Origin of the sequence: Pseudomonas sp. G11-1, assembly GCF_024031555.1 — a bacterium.
GTDB lineage: Bacteria > Pseudomonadota > Gammaproteobacteria > Pseudomonadales > Pseudomonadaceae > Halopseudomonas > Halopseudomonas bauzanensis.
Genome location: NZ_QEYQ01000001.1, coordinates 1,254,831 through 1,271,374, shown reverse-complemented (window position 1 = coordinate 1,271,374; position 16,544 = coordinate 1,254,831). Strand labels below are relative to the sequence as shown.

Here is a 16,544-nt window from a genome sequence, read left to right as displayed (position 1 = left end):
TTTCTGGACATGAGGACTCTCCATGGAATTGCACGCCCCCGAACTGTTCCGCCAGCAGGCTTTCATCAATGGCACCTGGTGCGAGGCCGAGCGCGGCCAGCGTACCGAGATTTTCAACCCTGCCACGGCCGAGCGGCTGGGCAGCGTGCCGGATATGGGTGCCGAGGAGACCCGCCGGGCCATTGCTGCGGCGCAGGCGGCGCAGCCGGCCTGGCGTCGGCGCACAGCCAAGGAGCGCGCGGGCGTTCTGCGTCGCTGGTTTGAGTTGATCATGCAGCATCAGGAAGATCTGGCGCGGATCATGACCGCCGAGCAGGGCAAGCCGCTAGCCGAGGCCCGGGGCGAGATTGCCTATGCCGCCTCCTTTATCGAATGGTTCGCCGAGGAAGCCAAGCGGGTTTACGGCGATCTGATCCCCGCTCATCAGAACGACAAGCGCATTCTGGTACAGAAGGAGCCGGTCGGTGTGACGGCAGCGATCACGCCGTGGAACTTCCCCTCGGCGATGATCACCCGCAAGGCCGGTCCGGCGCTGGCAGCGGGCTGCGCCATGGTGCTCAAGCCCGCGCCGCAGACGCCCTTCTCCGCATTGGCGTTGGTCGCCCTGGCTGAGCAGGCGGGTTTGCCGGCCGGCCTGCTCAGTGTGGTCACCGCTGGGGTGGACAATTCCCGGGACGTGGGGGCTGAGTTGTGCGCCAGCCCGGTGGTGCGCAAACTGTCGTTCACCGGTTCCACCGCCGTCGGCATCCAGTTGATGCAGCAGTGTGCGCCGAGCCTGAAGAAGTTGTCCCTGGAGCTGGGGGGCAATGCGCCCTTTATCGTCTTCGACGATGCCGATCTGGATGCGGCAGTGGAAGGCGCGATGATTTCCAAATACCGCAACGCCGGTCAGACCTGCGTCTGCGCCAACCGCCTCTATGTGCAGGACGGGGTATACGACGCCTTCGCCGAGAAGCTCGCCGTGGCGGTGCGCCGGCTGGAGGTGGGCGATGGCATGCGCGAGGGTGTCACCACCGGCCCGCTGATCAATGCCGAGGCGGTGCAGAAGGTGCAGCGCCACGTTGCGGACGCGGTGGCGGGCGGTGCGTCCCTGCTCGCCGGTGGCCACCCCCATGCCCTGGGCGGCCTGTTTTTCGAGCCGACCATTCTCACCGAGGTGAACAGCAGCATGCTGATCGCCCGAGAGGAAACCTTCGGTCCGGTGGCGCCGCTGTTCCGTTTTACTGATGAAGCCGACGTGATTCACCAGGCCAACGATACCGAATACGGCCTGGCCGCTTACTTCTATGCTCGCGACCTGAGTCGGGTATTCCGCGTGGCCGAGGCGCTGGAGTACGGTATGGTCGGGGTGAATACCGGGCTCATCTCCACCGAAGTGGCGCCTTTCGGCGGCATGAAGGCTTCCGGGCTGGGCCGCGAAGGCTCGAAGTACGGCATGGATGAATATCTGGAAATCAAATATGTGTGCCTGGGCGGCATCTGACCCGCCGGCAGAGAGTGGAGGACAGCGACATGGCAGAGAACAATGAGTCCCTCATGCAGCGGCGCGAGCAGGCGGTGCCCCGGGGCGTCGGACAGATTCACCCGGTATTTATCGAGCATGCGGAAAACGCCACCATCGTCGATGTGGAGGGCCGCCAGTACATCGATTTTGCCGGTGGTATCGCTGTGCTCAATACCGGTCATCGCCACCCCAAGGTGATCGATGCGGTCAAGCGCCAGCTGGAGCTGTATACCCACACCTGTTTTCAGGTAGTGGCCTATGAGCCCTATGTCGAGCTGTGTGAACGCATCAATGCGTTGGTGCCCGGTGACTTCGCCAAGAAAACCCTGCTGGTCACTACCGGCTCCGAGGCGCTGGAAAATGCGGTGAAGATCGCCCGCGCCGCCACCGGGCGCGCCGGGGTGATTGCCTTTGCCGGCGGCTATCATGGCCGGACCATGATGACCCTGGCGATGACCGGCAAGGTCATGCCCTATGCCTCGGGCATGGGGTTGATGCCGGGTGGCGTGTTTCGCGCCCGCTTCCCCGACGCGTTGCACGGCGTCAGCGAGGACGATGCCATCGACAGCATCGAGCAGATCTTCAAGAACGATGCCGAACCCCGGGACATCGCGGCACTGGTGGTCGAGCCGGTGCAGGGCGAGGGTGGCTTCCGCGTGGCTTCGCCGCAGTTCATGCAGCGCCTGCGGGCACTGTGCGACCTGCATGGCATCGTCCTGATTGCCGATGAAGTGCAGACCGGCGCTGGCCGTACCGGGAGCTTTTTCGCCATGGAGCAGATGGGCGTGACCGCGGATCTGACCACCTTCGCCAAATCAGTGGCCGGCGGCTTCCCATTGGCGGGGGTCTGCGGTCGCACCGAGCTGATGGATGCCATTGCTCCGGGCGGGTTGGGCGGCACCTATGCCGGCAACCCGGTATCCTGCGCCGCGGCGTTGGCCGTGCTGGATGTGTTCGAGGAAGAAAACCTGCTGGCGCGTGCCCGTACCCTGGGCGACATGTTGACCAGTCGGTTACGCCAACTGGCCGAGAGCGACAAGCGCATCGCCGAAGTACGAGGTCTCGGCGCTATGGTGGCCTTTGAATTGATGAAGCCGGACGGCGCACCTGATCCGGAGCTGGCCAGCCGGCTGGTAATGCGCGCGCGGGAAAAGCAGCTATTGCTGCTGTCCTGCGGCCAGTACGCCAACGTGATTCGTATCCTGGTGCCGCTTACCGCGACGGATGCGGAAGTGGAAGAGGGGATGGCTATTATGGCCGGGTGTCTGGCTGCACTCTGAAGAGTGAAAGCCACCTGCAAACGCTATGGGGACGTGATGCAAGTATTCGATGTGGCCATCATCGGCGCGGGACATGCGGGCGCTCAAGCCGCCAGCCTGTTGCGCCAACGGGGGTTCGCGGGAACGCTGGGGATACTGGGGGATGAGCCGGAACTCCCCTACGAACGACCGCCCCTGTCCAAGGACTATCTTGCGGGGGAGAAGCCATTCGAACGCCTGCTGTTGCGAGCGGAGGATTTCTGGCGCAACCATGATATCGAGCTACTGCGCGGCACTCGTATCGACAGAGTTGATGTCCAGGCACGGCGCCTGTATGCCGGCTCGGGTGAGTGCTTCGGCTATGGCAATCTGATCTGGGCCGCTGGCGGCTCGCCGCGGCGTCTCACCTGTCCCGGCCACGAGCTGGCCGGCATTCATTATGTGCGGACCCGGCAGGACGTTGATCGGCTGCGGGCCGAGCTTGATCACACCCGGCAGGTGGTAGTCATCGGTGGCGGTTATATCGGTTTGGAGACGGCGGCGGTGCTGCAGCAACTCGGCCGGAGCGTGACCCTGCTGGAGGTGCAGAACCGGGTACTGGCGCGTGTCGCAGGCGAATCCCTGTCTCGCTTTTATGAAGCCGAGCATCGCGCCCGAGGTGTTGATGTACGGCTCAGTACCCGTGTCGACCGCATTATCGGTGAGGCTGGCAGGGTGATGGGTGTGGCTTTGGCGGATGGCACTCTATTGCCCGCCGAGATGGTGGTCGTCGGTATTGGTATCGAGCCGTCAGTGGCCCCCCTGGCCGAGGCCGGGCTGACGCAGGCCGCTGGAGGTGTGCTGGTGGATGAGTATTGTGGCAGCAGTGCTGCGAATATTTTCGCCATCGGTGATTGCGCCGCCCACCGCAACTGCCATTCGGCGCTGGACGGTCCGATCCGCTTGGAGTCGGTGCAGAATGCCAATGACCAGGCGCGGGTCGTGGCCGATAGCCTGACAGGCAAGCCGCAGCCCTATACCGCGCTGCCCTGGTTCTGGTCGGATCAGTACGATCTGAAACTGCAAACGGTCGGGTTGTCAGCGGGACATGACCAGACGGTAATGCGGGGCGACCCGGCCAATCGCAGCTTTTCGCTGGTCTATCTACGTCAGGGGCGGGTGCTGGCAGTGGATAGCGTCAATCTGGCGCGGGACTTTGTCCAGGCCAAAGCGTTGGTGCAGGCTGGCGCGACTGTGGATGTCGAAGCACTGGCCGATGCGTCCACTTCGTTGCGAGCAGCGTTGAAGCCTGCCTGAGGCGGGCTTTGCCTCTCAGAACGTCGACAACCCCGCCGCCTCCATCAACCGATACAGCCCATAGCGGCCGACATTGTGATCGGCGAAAGCCTCGTAGGGCAGGCTGTATTCGATCCCATCCGCGTTATTCCACAGCGCCTCGAAGACGTTCCTCGCCCGCATCATGGTCGGGTCGTCATGCCCGGCAACCAATTGCACATCGGTTTCCAGGTTCAGGCTATCCAGATTGCGTCGGGTGAAATTGGCCGAGCCGCTGATCAGCTCGCTGCTGCCATCGGCCCGATCCAGACGCAGCCATTTGCGGTGGCATTGCTCGCCGCTGGTGTTGCACCAGCGCACCGGAATGCCAGCGCGGTGCAGGTCCCAGCCGACCTGGCGGTTGGGGATGCCGTTCTTCTCGCGGCCGAAGGCATCGCGGTTGGGGTCGAGCAGGGCGCGGACGATCACGCCCCGCTGGCGGGCGGCGATCAGTGCCTCGATCAGTGACCGGTGCGAAAGATAGAAGACTTCCATATCGAGTTGGTCGCCGGGCGCGGCGCTGTCGATTATCTGCAGTAATGCATCACGTACCGCACCTTCGGTGAGGACGCGCAGCCTGGTTTCCTCCGTTATGGATGTCGCGGTTGGTGGCTGCGGCCAGTGGCGGGTATCGACACGCGCCAGCGCGGCCACGGCCTGTTCGGTCTGCAGCAGATCCAGCGCCGCCGGGCCGCTGAAACGCAGCGCCTGGTTGGAATGACGACTGCTGGCATCATGCGGGTTGGCCGAAGTGACCAGCGCCGACCAGCTGTCGCCGGCATCGACTACCAGGGTCTTGCGGTGATTGGCGCGGAAGTTGGCCAGGTGCAGATAGCTGCGCAGGGTAACCTTGCCATCGCCCACCGGGTTGGGCAGCCAGCCGCCCTCGGTACTGTTGCCGACGAAGCGGCAACACAGATTCCACAGGCCGGACCATAGCGGGTTGGAGGCAGGCAATTGCTGCAGCGGGGTCAGCACCACCCGCACGCCGGCCTGCTGCAGGGCTTGCAGCTGAGGATTGTTCATTCCGCCGTACAGAGTGTTGAAGGGATCGCTTATCAGTATGACCTCCGGTGCGGTCGGCTGCTGCCGGGCAGCGATCAGCGCCTGGGTCAGTTCGGCAGACAGGGGACGGAAGCTGTTCTCGTCGGCAAACTCATTGAACAGGAACATATCCACGACCACCAGCCGCCGGGCGCCGTTGATCATCGCCAGCGCCTCGTCAAAGATCTGCTGTTGGCTGATCCGCTCGCCATCACCAGCCTGCCAGGTCTGATCCAGCAACAGTTGCACGTCGGTGGCGGGTCGCCAGGGCTGGCTGACCGCCAATCCTTCCGGCATGGGTCGGTTGGCCTCGAACAGGCCCATGCCGACCCACAACAGCAAGAACAGCAGAGCCAGTCGGCGCAACGGTCTGGGCCGCCGTTTGCGGCGATTGACCCGGCGGAGAATATCCATATACCTGCCTTCATGATCGGGTTGATCCCGCATGCTAACCTTGATGCCGGGTGCTTGTCTTGTGGAGGGGTGAATGCGCAAAGCCGTGGTCAGTGCCGGGGCAGTATTACTGGTGTTGCTGCTCGCCGCCGTGCTGACCGGCCAGTGGCTGCAGCGCACCCTCACGGCCGCCGGGCTCGAACAGTTGCACTGGCAGCAGTTACGCTGGACCGATGGCGCGCTGTGGTTGGGCGAGGCCAGCGGGGTACAAGTAACGGAGCAGGGTCGCCTGGGGTTCCGTCTGGATGGCATTCGCCTGCAGCCGGCCTGGCGCGATGGGCCGCGGATCGAGCAGTTGCTGATCGATGAACTGCAACTGGTCTGGCAGTCGGCGCAGCAGCTGCCGCAACGCGAGACCGAGACGCAGTGGCAGTTTCCCGACCTGGAGCAACTGGCCGGGCCGCTGTCCTGGCTGCCGCGGGAGTTGGCGGTGCGCAGCCTGCTGGTGCAACTGCCCTGTGAGGGCGAATGGTGCCGCTTGCAGGGCGAGCTGCAGGTAAGCGCCGAGCAGCAGCCCTTGGCAATTGCCGCCCAGCTGGCGCTCCAGGCTGATGAGCAGTACGTGCAGGGCCAGCTGCAGCTGCGCGAAGACGCCGGCGCCTACCTGTTGCAGGCCGAGCTGGAACTGCCGCAACCGCTGCCGCTGGCCGGGCTGGGGCAGCTCAGTGGCCATCTCCATATCGATCTGGAAAACCGCGGTGATCAATGGCTGTTGCATGCGGGGCAACTGGACGCGCGATTGGCGCGACCGGAGCTGCAGGCGCTGGCTAGCCTGCCGGCGGAGCTGCGGCCAGACGCCATTGCTCTGCAGGTCACGCCGCAGCCCGGCAGTCTGGCGAGCTGGCGGGATACGATTCCGCTGGCCATGCACATGGCGCTTGAGGGAAGCATTAGCGGGCAGTTGGATACCCAACTGGAGCTGAGCAGCCAGCCGCAGTGGCAGGCTCGGCTGCGGGACGGGCTCTTGCAACTGGATGCGTCAAGTCTGGCGATGGCCGGCTTGCAGGCGCGGACGGTGCGACTCGACTGGCCGTTTCTCGGACACATAAGCGAGCAGCAGTTAAATCTGCAGCTCGGCAAAGAGGCCCTGGTAACGGCGCAGAGCCTGTCGCTGGCGGACGTTGGTCTGCAACTGGCGGGCTTGCGCGTGGAGGTTGGCGGGGCCAGTCTGAGTGTTCCGCTGGCAACGCCTGATCAGCTGCAACTGGATACGCCGCTGCGGATCGGTGCCACCCGGCTGGCGCATGCCGCGCTCAAACCCCAGGGCTGGAACCTGAACGGCAGACTCCAGCAATCACCGGCCGGACTGACGTTGGATGGCAGCCTTGCCGCGCTCAGTGGGCTGAATGCCGACCTGCGAATGAACTGGCCCAGCGGTCAGCCCTGGCAGCTGCAGGCGACCCTGCAGGAGATCTTTCTACGCGCCGCCGATCCGCTGATGGGCACCTTCACCGACTGGCCGGCGCTGCTCAGTTTCTCCAGTGGGCGCATCAGCGGTCAGTTGCAGGCGACCGGCCGAGACGGGCTGGGTCGTCTCACCGGCCAACTGTCGTTGAGTGGCGGTCAGGGTATCTACGATCGCGCCAGCTTCACCGGGTTGTCATTGCCGCTGGAGATAGTGCTGCAGAACGAACAGCTGCAGCTGGACACCGACGCATTGCGCATCACCAGTCTGGACCCTGGCCTGCCGCTGGGACCACTGCAGGCCAGCGGCCGTTATCGCGCCACGCTCAATGAACCGACCACAGGTGCGCTTGACCTGCGCAGCGCCAGCCTCGGTGTGCTGGATGGAAAGATAATACTGGAGCCGGCCACCCTGGATCTGGGGCAGGCACGGCAGACCTTGGTAGCAATGGTGGAAGGCGTCGAACTGGCCCGCCTTTTCGAGGTCTATCCCGCGGAAGGCTTGAGTGGGCAGGGCACGCTGGACGGGCGTTTCCCCATCAGTCTGGTGGACGGCAATCTGCTGATTGCCGATGGACGGCTGCAGGCCCGCGAACCCGGTGTGCTGCGTTACCAGGCGGAACAATTACGCGAGCTGGCAGCCAGTAACCCCAACCTGGAACAACTGGCCGTGGCGCTGGATAACTTTCAGTATCAGGTACTGGCCAGTGATCTGTCCTATGATGAGCAGGGCGTGCTGGTACTCGGTCTGCGGCTGGAAGGGAGCAACCCGGCATTTCAGCAGGGGCGGCCGGTCCACCTGAACATTCGCCTGGAAGAAGACATTCCGGCCCTGCTGACCAGTCTGCAGTTGACCGGGAAGGTGAACGAGGTCATTCGCAAGCGGGTTGAGCAGTTCTATTTGCAGCGACGCAGTCCATGACAGGGGAGGTAAATATGTATTGGCGTCTGACGATAACGGCGGTGATGGTCGGCATCCTGACCGCTTGTACGCCCAAGGTGCAGCTGGCCGCGCCCAGCGAACCGATCAACATCAACCTGAATGTGAAGATCCAGCACGAGATCTACATCAAGGTCGACAGGGAACTGGACGAGCTGTTCAGTGAATCCAGCGGGCTGTTCTGAACAAGGAGAATGACATGCGTATGAGTATCCGATTGGGCGGACTGTTGCTGGCCCTGTTACTGAGTGCACCTGCGCTGGCACTGTCGCTGAACCAGGCGATGTCGGCCCTGCCGGCGGCCAAGGCGGCCGGTCAGCTGGGTGAACAGCCCGATGGTTACCTGGGCGTGGTGGCAGCCGGTGGCAACGCTGCCGAAATCGCTCAGCAGATCAACCAGGCCCGGCGCGATGAATACCAGCGCCTCGCCCGGGAAAACAACATTCAGCTGCGGGATGTGGAATCCATGGCCGGCAAGAAGGCGCTGGAGCGCACTCCCACCGGGCAGTACATCATGGTCAACGATGTGTGGATGAAGAAATAACGCTCAGTTCATCACCCGCAATCGTTCGGTCTCGGTGAACTGTTCCTGCAATAGGGCATTCACCGCGGCCTGGCGGTCGGCTTCTGCCAACCCTGGCTGCGCCAGAATCGTCTCCCGCTCCGCATTGAAGGCGGCTATCCGCTGACGCCATTGGCTGCGCTGCTGGTCGAGCGCCTCCAGCCGGCCGGTGGCTTCTGGCCCGAGCAGTTCCATGCGCAGCTCACGAACCTGCCTCTCGTCGGCCCCGGCTTCGCGCAGTGCCAGCGTCTGTTGGCGTAGTTCCTGATGAATCTGCGGTACCAGCAGTTGCTGCATTTCCTCCGGCAGGCTTTCGCGCAATGCTTCGATGGCCTGGGCCTTTTCCTGCTCATCCAGTGCGCTGTCGCGGCGGATGGCCAGCCGCTCCAGGGTGAAGTTGTTGTAGATCTCCTCACCGGCAAAGAACGCCTCATGTGCCTCGCGGCTGAACAGCGTAGCGCGCAGGCGTTGCACTGCCTGTTCCCGGGCGAACAGATCCGCCAGGCTGTCGGTGACCGGGAAACGGCTTTCCAGGTCGACAAGTTGCTGCTGATAGGCGAGGTAACTATCCAATAGCTCCAGTGCCTGGCCTAGCGCCGGTTGCTGCAACTGTTGCGCGAGATAGTCGCGGATGCGCTGGTGCGTGACGGCGGGGGACTCCTCACCAATCAGGCCCAGGAAATAATCGAACAGATGGCGAATCTGGCTGGTGATCAGCAGATTGCCCTGGGCATCCACCTCCAACCGGCCATCCACCTCGGTGCCGCGAACGCTGGCGGGGAGGGGGGCGGCGATGGTGCCGGCAGCGGTGGGTAGATGTCGTACCTCTGGCGCTGGGCTTGGCGTGGTGGGGGCGGCGCTGACCATGGGCGAGGCCGAGCGCGGGGCGGGTTGCCGGTCCGCCGTGAAATACCAACCGAGCAGCAGGATGCTGCCCAGCAATGGAAGATAGATAACTGCTTTCATACGATGGCTACCGTCGGGCGTGGTGATACGGGCCCGTCGCGGGGCCCGTCATGATTACAGGCCGGCCTTTTTCAGCCGGTTGGCCTGTTGCCGGTACACCGTCACCGGGTCGGTTTCGAACAGGCTGGTCAGGCCCAGGATCTGGTTGACCTCATCCAGGTGATTCATCCGGTAATTGTCGCGAATGACCATGCCCAGCCGCGAACTGCAGCGTCCGACCATGCCGTCATTAGCCTCTCCCTTGGGGAAGGTTTGCGCAGCCACGACCATCATCAGGTCAGACGGATCGAGCAGATTGGTGGATGGGCTGGTGCCGCTCCAGGAGTAATAGCGCACATTGTTGACCTGATAATCACCCTCGCCGCAGGCAGTGGTGGGAATGCCTTGGGGGAATTTGGCATTGAACCGCGCAGCGCCTGCCGAATGCAGCGATTCCAGCGAACCGAGAGAATTCATTGGCGTATCGATTGGGCTGCCAGAGAGAAAGTTGATCATCTTGCCCGCCGCATTCACCAGACCCGCGACAATGGCTTCGCCGGCCGAGCCTTCCGGCATTTCCCGCAGAAAATCAGCTAGCGCCGAGCCCTTGTGCGGTGCGCCGATGCTGGTGACCGAGGCGACCAGATCAGGACGTACCGCGGCGACATAGCGGATGGTCGGCCCGCCATGGCTGTGGCCGAACAGATTGACCTTGGACTTGCCGGAAATGGCGACGATTTCCTCGACCTGCTCCAGCAATTGCTCACCCCGGGCTTCGGAGGTGTCCAATTGGCTGACTTCGGTAATATAGACATCGGCGCCGTCCTTGCGCAGTGCCTGCGGGATGCCATACCAGTAATCGATACCCAGCATGCTGTCCCAGCCGAGCATGCCGTGGGCGAGCACGATGGGATATTGGGTCTTGGTGTAGTTGGAGGAGCTGAACCAGGATGCCTGGACCTGGCTGGTGACGCCCAGCGCGGCGACCAGGCCGACTGCCAGTGAAAGGCGATTGTGTTTCATATGATTACCCTTGGCCGATTATTTTTATGCTTGTGGGCTCTGACTGCACAGGCGGTGAGGCCTGATAGAGACCGGCTGAGCATAGGTGTGTTGCGAGCGACCGACGAGTCGCGATAGCAGCGGACCTGCCGGGCGCGGGTTGACCACTGGGTCACCCGCTCTGGCGCTATCGTATTCACCAAATCTATCCGATGAGCGGCATGAAAAAGGCAAAACGCCATCATTTGTGACAGGTGTCGCGATGCAGCGTGTGCCTTACCGCTTTCCTGCGCTGATCTGCTAATCTGGCGCTTTGATGCCCGAGAGCGGGCCCCACAAGGATGAAGCGATGTTATTAAACAGCTTTCTCAACGGATATGCCTTCTGGCTTTTGCTCGGCTTTGCGCTGCTGATTTCCGAATTTTTCATACCCGGCCTGGTGGCGGTCTTCTTCGGTGTGGGTGCGCTGGCGGTCGGACTGCTGACACTGATGGGGGTCATCGACAGTCTGGCGTTGCAGTTGCTGTGCTTCGGCGTCATCAGTCTGGTTGCCCTGTTCGGCTTGCGGCGTCACTGCACGCGTTGGCTACGCGGTGGCGTCGGCGGCCGGGCGAAAACGGACCTGGATGATGTTGGCGTGGTCGGCAGCCGGGTGTCCGTACTGACTGATTTCCTCGATGGCACTGGTGATGTGCAGCTCAATGGTGCCAAATGGGATGCCGAGTCCGATGAGCCCCTGCGCACCGGTGAAACTGCCTGGGTCATTGCCATCAATGGTATCGTGCTGCGCGTAAGCACCTCACGTCCCGACCGATCGATCTGAATTCACTTAAATAACTGGAGCAACGCGCAATGGAAATCGCAACAATGCTTTCACTGGCACTACTGGCGTTCATCGTCATTACCATCGCCAAGACGGCACAGATCGTGCCACAGCGTTCGGCCTATGTGGTTGAACGGCTGGGCAAATATGCGAAGACTCTGGAGGCGGGCTTTCATCTGCTGATCCCCTTCGTTGACCGCATCGCTTATAGGCACACCATGAAGGAAGAGGCCATCGATGTGGATCGCCAGGCCTGCGTCACCAAGGACAACATCCAGGTGGTGGTCAACGGTGTGATTTACCTGCAGGTGGTTGACCCCAAGGCCGCCAGCTATGGCATTGCCGATTATCGTTATGCCGCTACCCAGCTGGCGCAGACCACTCTGCGCTCGGTAGTCGGCAGGATCGACCTGGACAAGACCTTTGAAGAGCGTGAAGCAATCAATACGCAGGTGGTCGCTGCGCTCGATGAAGCGGCGCGGCCCTGGGGAGTGAAAGTGATGCGCTACGAGATCGCCGATATCGAGTTGCCGGCGACCATTCTCGATGCCCTGGAAAAGCAGATGCGTGCCGAACGGGAACGTCGTGCGGTGGTGGCTCAATCCGAGGGTGAGCGCGAGGCCAAGATCAATGTCTCGGAAGGTATCAAGCAGGAAACCATCAACCTTTCCGAAGCGGACAAACAGCGCCAGATCAATGAAGCCGAGGGTAAGGCGCGGCAGATCGAGCTGGTGGCCCAGGCCACGGCGGAAGGCCTGCGCCTGGTGGGCGATGCCATTACCACACCTGGCGGCAAGGACGCAGTGGCATTACGGGTAGCCGAGCAGTACGTGAACGAGTTCGGCAAGCTGGCCAAGACCAACAACACCATGATCCTGCCGGCGGAGCTTAGCAACATCGGGTCTGCGGTGGCGGCGATTACCAAGACGCTGGATACGGTGAAGCAGTAGGCAAGAGGTGGCGACAGGGGCACCAGGCAGGCAACCGTGCGATATGCGCCGCTAGTGTCATTCTGTCGTCATCGCGGTCTGCCATGCTTTGATGCAGTGGTTGAATAGCATCCGCTAATGCAGTAAGTTAATTGTCATTCAACGGAGAAACCCATGTCTGTCAGCACATCCATTCAGCACCATCGCATCCCGGCAAATGCCGTGGCTGCTGCTGTCTGTGATGCAAGCTCGGGTGTCTCCACTTATTTTTATGGGTATTGGTTTAGCCAAGGGCTGGCCTGATACCAGGCGGCCCACTCCAGACGGGCCGCCCACCGCACTACTCAGAAACCCCCGGTCGGCCACCCGACCGGGGGTTTTGTTTTTTTCGGCCAATAACGGCCAATGCATTGAGAAGATTCAGACATGAGCAATTACTTTACCTACTCCTACCGTTACTGCAGCTGGCGATTTAGTGGTCGCGCCCAGAATCCACAGACATTGCAACGACTAACACGATAGAGCGCTGCGCGGACCGAACCGCGCAGCCGAGGACAGCACTGATGAATTCTTCCGTATCCGCCCTGCAGCTTTCCGTTGTACCCAGCCCCGAGCAGGCCCAGAGCCTTATCCAGCATGCCCAGCGTCGCACCCGCCCGCTACCGAGCCCAGCTGTTCTACGGCAACGCCTGCCGCTGAACGATCGGCAGGCCGAACAGGTTCGGATCCAGCGCCAGGCCATCCGCAATATTCTCAATGGCGACGACCAGCGCCTGCTGGTGGTGGTTGGACCATGCTCGATTCATGATGCCGACGCGGCGCTGGAATATGCCCAGCGTCTGGCCGATCTGGCACTGCAGGTTGAGGACCAGATGTTGCTGGTGATGCGAGCCTATATCGAGAAGCCGCGTACCACGGTTGGCTGGAAAGGGCTGGTCTACGATCCACAATTGGATGGTAGCGGCGATATGGCGGCGGGGTTGGAGCTGTCGCGCAGGCTGATGTTGCAGATGATCGATCTGGGCCTGCCGCTGGCCAGTGAGCTGCTACAGCCGCTGGTGGCGGGTTACATTGATGATCTGCTGGGCTGGGCGGCGATTGGTGCGCGCACCAGTGAGTCGCAGATTCACCGGGAACTGGTCAGCGGCCTGGATATGGCGGTGGGTTTCAAGAACGGCACGGACGGGAGCATGGGCATCGCCATCGATGCCATGCGTTCGGCAGCCCATGGGCATCAGCATTTCGGTATCGACGAGTTGGGTCGGCCATCACTGGTGGAAACGCTGGGCAACCCGGACACCCATCTGGTGCTGCGGGGCGGCAACCGGGGGCCGAATCATGATGCGATGAGCGTCGCCATGGCGCGGGCGGCCCTGGAAAGCGCCGGGCTGGAGCCGAGCATCATGGTCGACTGCAGTCACGCCAACAGCGGCAAGAACCCGCTACGCCAGCCGGCCGTGCTGGAAGATGTGATTGATCAGCGGCTGGCCGGTGATGCCAGCCTGCGGGCGGTAATGCTGGAAAGTCACCTGTTTGATGGCAATCAACCGCTGTCGGATGAGCTGCGTTACGGTGTTTCGATTACCGATGGTTGCCTGGGATGGGATGGGACCGAGCGGATGTTGCGCGGCGCTGCTGAGCGGCTGCGGCGGGGTTGAGCGCTTCGGGGTTGTCGCGCCCCGAAGCGCAAACTCAGTAGTGATACCAGCGCAGCTGCAGCATCACTTCATTCTGTGGCGCGCTCCACTGGCTGAATTCACGCTGGGCGGTCAGCCGTAGCCCGAGGTTGCGGCCCAGCTCCAACTGCTGGGTCAACCCGAGACTGCGGCGCACTTCACCGTTGTGGAAGTAGTCGGCCTGGGCCTCCAGCAGCAGGTTGCCGGCGCGATTGCGCCATAGCAGGCCGCTGTCAAAGCCGGCGGCCGGGCTCAGTGTGGCGGCAAAATCCTGATGATGCTCGACGCGCAGGGTCATCAGGGCATAGCCCAGGACATTCTCAGTGAGAGTCCAGGTGGAGCCGGCGCCCCCATTCAGATGACCGACCAGGCGCTGCTTGCCATCCTTGCCTGCTACTCGCTCCAGGCCGGTCTCGACCTGCCATGACCAGGGCTTGAGCAACTGATTGCGAGGCGTCAGCGAGCGGATGTTGACCAGCCCCAGTTCCTCCAGTTGCCAGTGATTACCTTCATACTGACGCACACGTAATTTACCCAGTTCGATCTGCGCTCCCAGCGGGAAGCCTGCCAGATTGTCGTTCAGGTCATGGTAGGCCATGCGCAGCCCATACTCGGCGAAGGTACGATGGTCCCGACTGCCGAGTGCCAGTTGCCAGGTGCGCGATTCATGACCGTCTTCGGGCAGGGTCGGAGTGGCGATCTCCAGCCGCGGCGGTGGGTTCTGATTGATCGCCTGCAACATCCGGAAACTGCGCGCGGCATTGTCAGGATCGCGCTCCTGGCCAACAGCTTGATAGCGCAGCAGACGGTAGGCGGTTTCCTGGATCAGCGCCTGACGCTCAGCGGGCAGGGTCTGGAACGCGGCATCCTCGAGCAGCCCGGTATCGGCAGCCAGCGCCTGGGCCCAGCTTACTTCCTTGGGCTGCAGCGGTGCAGCGCGGGCCAGCAGCTCCTTCTCTCGTGAGGGCCGGTAGTTGATATCTTGCACCAGACCGGCATCTTTCACCGCCCGCACCGTGTCGGCGGGAATGGCGGTCAGCGGAAACTGGTCGATCAGTTTCAGGCCCGGGCGGGCGATTTCCAGCAGTTCGAGCAGCCGATACGAGCAGTTTTCGTCGAAGAAGAAGTAGTCGAAGCGGATCTGCCGCAACTCCCAGACATGCTCGATCATGCGGCCGGTTTCCTCGGGTGTCAGATCGAGGCGGTATTCCCATAGGTCGCGGTTTTCCAGACTGCTGTATTCGCTGAGTTTCTCGCGGTAGGGCAGCAGCGCGAACTGGCCGGGGTAGCCGCCCGCGAGGCCCTTCCAGGCATAGAGAATACTATTGTCCATGCCCTCGACCATGGCGCCGAAATTCAGTGCATAGCTGAGCAGGGCGGTGCCGCTGCCCTCGTTGGCCGCTGAATCAATGCGTAGCAAGGTGTGCCCGAACATGGATGAGGGGCTGTTCAGGTAGGCATCGGGGAACACCAGCACCGTGGTGTGCGGGTCGATATCGGCATACCAGGCAGCGAACTCTGCACACTCCACGATGGGCAGGTCCTCCAGCGGTAATTGCTGTCGGAGCCAGCGGGTGCGCGAAGGGAAGCGGCATTGCGGGTGGGCATCTGCCAGCTCCGGGTCGGCATACAGAGCTTGCAGCGTGGCTTGCAGCTCCGCCAGCGGCGCGCGCTCACCGTCCACGGCCAAGAAAAAATCAGCATCATCGACATAGCTTTGCCAGCCGCCGAAGGTTTGCTGCTCGTAATGACCGAGCGAAATCCAATAGGGATCTTCCGCCAGAGTCTGCAGTGTGGCTGGGTCAGCTTGCGGGGCCGCCTGTACGGCAGTGCCGAGCAAGCTCAGCAACAGGGGAAACAAACGTATGGACATGCAGGACCGGAGTGGGCAGCGGCGATGTCAGCTGACACCGGGAGAAAGTATCCGTAGCCGGCGCAAGCACCGGCCCGGATGGTGATGCAGGGATCAGGCCTGGTCGGCGTACTTGGCCAGAACCGCGTCCTGCTTCATCACGGCCAGAGTCGCAGTGTGGACCTGTTCGGCGGTGACATCGGCGGAGCTGAAGATGTCATTGAAATGCTGGCTGGTCACGGCGGCGAAATGCGCGCGATCTTCGGCGGGCACACCCAGTACCACGGCGTAGGTGGTCAGAGCTTCGCCTTCGCCACGGGCCATGTCTTCGGACAGCTCGTTCATGATGCTGCTCAGAACGATCATCGATTTGCCGTTATAGGCCAGGGCGCCGCTGGTATCGCAACCGTTGGTACCCGAGGTCATGCCGAAGGTGGCGTTGCCGGAGGTGCCGTTGGTGATGGACGCCACCAGGTGGGACGGCAGGCCGCGCTGGCCTTCGAACAGCATGTTGCCCCAGCCGCAACCCGGACCGCCCGGTGCGGTGGCGAAAGCGTTGAGCGAAGCAGCAGCAAGCAGGGAACCGAGCAGGATCCGTTTCATGACATTTTTCCGTTTGTATGAAGAAGTTTCAGAATCTAGCAATCCGCTTCGCTTATTGCAATTTGATTACTGATTTGGATGAGCGGGTTACCGCAGATCGAAGGCTGAAAGAATCAATCTGTGAGGTTCATCACAAATGCCTCGGCAATCTATGGCGGCGTATATATCTGCTGGATTGGCCTTTGCGCAAGCGTGTTATGGCGCTAGGTTTGGGGCTTCAATAATTACAATCAA

The 16,544-nt window shown here is 62.1% G+C and carries 15 protein-coding genes; 10 read left to right on the top strand and 5 right to left on the bottom strand.

Translation table 11 applies throughout. The features are described 5' to 3' along the window. Window positions 1–22: 22 nt before the first annotated feature. Genes gabD through DHB74_RS05820 form a run of 3 tightly spaced genes read left to right on the top strand, consistent with a single transcriptional unit; the run spans window position 23 to window position 4,059 of the window. The gene (gene gabD / locus DHB74_RS05830; protein WP_499160984.1) at window positions 23–1,483 is read left to right on the top strand and encodes an NADP-dependent succinate-semialdehyde dehydrogenase; all 1,461 of its coding nucleotides are present in this window, start codon (window positions 23–25) and stop codon (window positions 1,481–1,483) included. Between the two features lie 29 nt (window positions 1,484–1,512). Next, window positions 1,513–2,784, top strand: coding sequence for a 4-aminobutyrate--2-oxoglutarate transaminase (gabT, locus tag DHB74_RS05825; protein WP_499160983.1), 1,272 nt, complete (start codon window positions 1,513–1,515; stop codon window positions 2,782–2,784). 36 nt (window positions 2,785–2,820) lie between these two features. Continuing rightward, a complete protein-coding gene (locus DHB74_RS05820; protein ID WP_499160982.1) occupies window positions 2,821–4,059 on the top strand; it encodes an NAD(P)/FAD-dependent oxidoreductase in 1,239 nt (412 codons plus the stop codon). Between the two features lie 15 nt (window positions 4,060–4,074). On the opposite strand, the gene DHB74_RS05815 is transcribed toward DHB74_RS05820, so the two are convergent. Next, entirely contained in the window at window positions 4,075–5,535 is a 1,461-nt protein-coding gene (locus DHB74_RS05815; RefSeq protein WP_499160981.1) for a phospholipase D-like domain-containing protein, read from the bottom strand. Window positions 5,536–5,608: 73 nt separating this feature from the next. Between DHB74_RS05815 and DHB74_RS05810 the strand changes: the two genes are divergently transcribed. The 3 genes from DHB74_RS05810 to DHB74_RS05800 are packed head-to-tail and all read left to right on the top strand — an operon-like array spanning window position 5,609 to window position 8,462. Next, on the top strand, window positions 5,609–7,900 hold the full coding sequence (locus tag DHB74_RS05810) for an intermembrane phospholipid transport YdbH family protein (protein WP_136868712.1): 2,292 nt from the start codon (window positions 5,609–5,611) through the stop codon (window positions 7,898–7,900). A gap of 14 nt (window positions 7,901–7,914) precedes the next feature. After that, window positions 7,915–8,103, top strand: coding sequence for a YnbE family lipoprotein (locus DHB74_RS05805; protein ID WP_036988981.1), 189 nt, complete (start codon window positions 7,915–7,917; stop codon window positions 8,101–8,103). Window positions 8,104–8,117: 14 nt separating this feature from the next. Further along, window positions 8,118–8,462, top strand: coding sequence for a YdbL family probable chaperone protein (locus tag DHB74_RS05800; protein ID WP_074779524.1), 345 nt, complete (start codon window positions 8,118–8,120; stop codon window positions 8,460–8,462). Between the two features lie 3 nt (window positions 8,463–8,465). Here DHB74_RS05800 and DHB74_RS05795 read toward each other — a convergent pair whose 3' ends face one another. Next, window positions 8,466–9,446, bottom strand: a complete 981-nt coding sequence (locus tag DHB74_RS05795) for a lipase secretion chaperone (RefSeq protein ID WP_136868713.1) — start codon at window positions 9,444–9,446, stop codon at window positions 8,466–8,468. 54 nt (window positions 9,447–9,500) lie between these two features. Continuing rightward, on the bottom strand, window positions 9,501–10,448 hold the full coding sequence (locus tag DHB74_RS05790; protein WP_136868714.1) for a triacylglycerol lipase: 948 nt from the start codon (window positions 10,446–10,448) through the stop codon (window positions 9,501–9,503). 328 nt (window positions 10,449–10,776) lie between these two features. Between DHB74_RS05790 and DHB74_RS05785 the strand changes: the two genes are divergently transcribed. The 4 genes from DHB74_RS05785 (at window position 10,777) to DHB74_RS05770 (ending at window position 13,837) form a co-directional block, all read left to right on the top strand. Next, window positions 10,777–11,250, top strand: a complete 474-nt coding sequence (locus DHB74_RS05785; protein WP_036988984.1) for an NfeD family protein — start codon at window positions 10,777–10,779, stop codon at window positions 11,248–11,250. Window positions 11,251–11,279: 29 nt separating this feature from the next. Further along, window positions 11,280–12,200, top strand: a complete 921-nt coding sequence (locus tag DHB74_RS05780; RefSeq protein WP_177173397.1) for an SPFH domain-containing protein — start codon at window positions 11,280–11,282, stop codon at window positions 12,198–12,200. A 153-nt stretch (window positions 12,201–12,353) separates the two neighbouring features. Next, window positions 12,354–12,482: a hypothetical protein gene (locus tag DHB74_RS05775; protein WP_268895845.1), complete on the top strand. Its 129-nt coding sequence runs from the start codon at window positions 12,354–12,356 to the stop codon at window positions 12,480–12,482. A gap of 260 nt (window positions 12,483–12,742) precedes the next feature. After that, window positions 12,743–13,837 (top strand): 3-deoxy-7-phosphoheptulonate synthase, encoded by a 1,095-nt coding sequence (locus DHB74_RS05770; protein ID WP_499160980.1) that lies wholly within the window; start codon window positions 12,743–12,745, stop codon window positions 13,835–13,837. A 34-nt stretch (window positions 13,838–13,871) separates the two neighbouring features. Here DHB74_RS05770 and DHB74_RS05765 read toward each other — a convergent pair whose 3' ends face one another. Both DHB74_RS05765 and DHB74_RS05760 read right to left on the bottom strand, forming a co-directional pair. Further along, on the bottom strand, window positions 13,872–15,728 hold the full coding sequence (locus DHB74_RS05765) for an Lnb N-terminal periplasmic domain-containing protein (protein ID WP_499160979.1): 1,857 nt from the start codon (window positions 15,726–15,728) through the stop codon (window positions 13,872–13,874). A 93-nt stretch (window positions 15,729–15,821) separates the two neighbouring features. Continuing rightward, window positions 15,822–16,310: a DUF3015 domain-containing protein gene (locus DHB74_RS05760; RefSeq protein ID WP_036988988.1), complete on the bottom strand. Its 489-nt coding sequence runs from the start codon at window positions 16,308–16,310 to the stop codon at window positions 15,822–15,824. Window positions 16,311–16,544: the final 234 nt, after the last annotated feature.